At 71.0% G+C, this 2247-nt stretch carries 2 protein-coding genes; both read left to right on the top strand.

Annotated features, from left to right (window positions below):
- Positions 1-612 precede the first annotated feature (612 nt).
- Entirely contained in the window at positions 613-861 is a 249-nt protein-coding gene (locus ACSNOG_RS32520; RefSeq protein ID WP_436756301.1) for a DUF1876 domain-containing protein, read from the top strand.
- A 455-nt stretch (positions 862-1316) separates the two neighbouring features.
- Positions 1317-2186, top strand: coding sequence for an isocitrate lyase/PEP mutase family protein (locus tag ACSNOG_RS32525; RefSeq protein ID WP_436756302.1), 870 nt, complete (start codon positions 1317-1319; stop codon positions 2184-2186).
- The last annotated feature ends 61 nt before the right edge of the window (positions 2187-2247 follow it).

Below are 2247 nucleotides of genomic sequence, written 5' to 3' on the forward strand. Positions count from 1 at the left end.
GCCGGGGGGCGGGGGCGTGGGGGTGCGGGGCCCGGGGCCGGACGGTGCTTCCGTCCTCGTCCTGGGCGCTGCAGGTGGCGCGGGGAGGTCAGCCCTCTAAGGGCCGCCGCCGGCCGGGTGTCGTCGCGTGACGGGCCGGCCTGCCGTGGGGCGCGTGCGCCCCGTGGCACGGCATGGCGCCGGGGCGCTGATGCGCCTCGGTGCTCGGCCGGCTGTCGGTGGACTCCATGCCGTGAATGGTGTGAGGCGTGTAAGGGCGGCGTCAAGAGTTCACAGGGAATTGATATTTCCGCCGGTAAGCGCTCGGTCTGCGCTGGTCAGAGTGCGCGGGACGGGCGTTTTCCAGACATACAAAGGGATTCGCGCAGCACGAATGGCACGCCGGTACATGACCGTTTTCGCGCCATACCCCTGACCGATGTGATCAAGGCCACACGTCTTTGATCTTGCGTTACTTGCCCCAGGCAAAACGTGCTGGTTACACGCAGCCGGGGCCGGGCGGGCAGCCGGACGGGTGGACCTGCCGGACGCGCGGGCGCGCGGGCCGCGGCGGCGGCGCGGCAGCGGCTTACATTGGCCGCCCCGGAAGCTCGAACGGCGGAGGTGTCCCCCATGCAGGTCGCCGGCTGGCACGTAGAAATCGAATTCGACGAGGACGAGTCCCACACCCGGGCCGCCGCCCTCCTCCGACTGCGCGACGGCACCGAGCTCCGCGCGCGCACCACCTCCACCCGCGACCCGCAGGACCCCAATGAGCCGCGTATCGGCGAGGAGATCGCCGGCGCCCGGGCGCTGCGCGACCTCGCCGAACAGCTCGAGCTCAAGGGCCGCGCCGAGGCCAGGAACCTCACCAAGCAGTAGTGGCGGTCCCCCGGAACCCTCACCCCGAAGAAGGTCCGGGGTGCGGCGGCGGACCCACGAGATCCGGCCGATCCACCGGCATATGCGCGCGAGCGACGCCGGAGCCGGAACGGCTGCTTCAACTGCGCGGCGACTTCCGTCGGGAGCGGGTCACGAGGCGCGAAGGGGCGCGTGGTGTCGGCGTGAATGCATCGCCGGCCGCCCGCCTTTGCCTTGCATATATTGCCGCATGACTATCTCTTGACCTAATCTCCCGATGTCACCTGACGGCACATCAAGAGCAGCCGCACACACAGGGATCCACCGCACAAAGGCCCTGGGGGCGCGCCATGCGACGGCGCGCCCCCAGGGACCTCCGGTCAGCGCACGCCACCCGTCGCCGCTGCGGGCCTCCGTCAAAGACAAGCAGCCGCAACGGGGTCAACCGACGCCAACCCATGTCCTCGGAGGGTACCGTGAACCACCCCGCCCGGCTACGCGACGCCATTGCCTCGGACGGCACCACCCCGCTCATCGGCATCTTCGACATGTTCTCCGCCTCCGTCGCGGCCCAGCACTACGACGGCATGTTCGTCTCCGGATTCGGATTCGCCGCCTCCCACTACGGGCTCCCCGACATCGGGTTCATAGCCTGGCCCGACATCGTCGCCTTCGTGCAGCGCCTGCGCCTCGCCTTCCCCGCCCAGCACCTGCTCGTCGACATCGACGACGGTTACGTCGACCCCGAGACCGCCTGCCACGTCGTCCAGCAGCTGGAGGCCGCCGGCGCCTCGGGTGTCATCCTCGAGGACCAGCAGCGTCCGCGGCGCTGCGGTCACGTCGACGGCAAGCGGATCCTTCCCCTGCAGGAGTACCTCGACAAGCTCGGCATGGTCCTCGCCTCCCGCCGCGACCTCGTCGTCGTCGCGCGCACCGACGCCACGGAGGAGGACGAGATCCTGCGCCGCGCCAAGGCCCTGGCCGCCACCGACGCGGACGTCCTGCTCGTCGACGGCGTCCGCAGCGTCGACTGGATCCGCAAGGTCCGTGACGTCATCGGCGACAAGCCGCTGCTGTTCAACCAGATCGCCGGCGGCAAGTCACCCCGGCTGTCACTGCCGGAGCTGAGCGACCTCGGCGTCGACGTGGCGATCTACAGCACCCCTTGCCTCTTCGCCGCGCAGTCGGCCATGGACCAGGCGCTGGCCGGGCTCAGGGCCCGGGACGGACGGCTGCCCGAGCACACCGCGTCCAGCATCGGCGTCGCCGAGTGCCTGACGCTGCTGGAGAAGAACATCAGCCGCCACCACGGCCGGTCCCCGGCCCCCGCGGCGGCCCTCCGCTGATCCGTCCCCGACCGGCCCGGGGCGGGGTCCCTTCCCCTCGGCCCGGCCCCGGGCTCTGCCC

This window comes from Streptomyces sp. URMC 124, assembly GCF_051386455.1.
GTDB lineage: Bacteria > Actinomycetota > Actinomycetes > Streptomycetales > Streptomycetaceae > Streptomyces.

Coding starts and splice junctions, on each gene's coding strand:
- ACSNOG_RS32520 (WP_436756301.1), top strand. CDS start 613: ATGCAGGTCGCCGGCTGGCACGTAGAAATCGAATTCGACGAGGACGAG.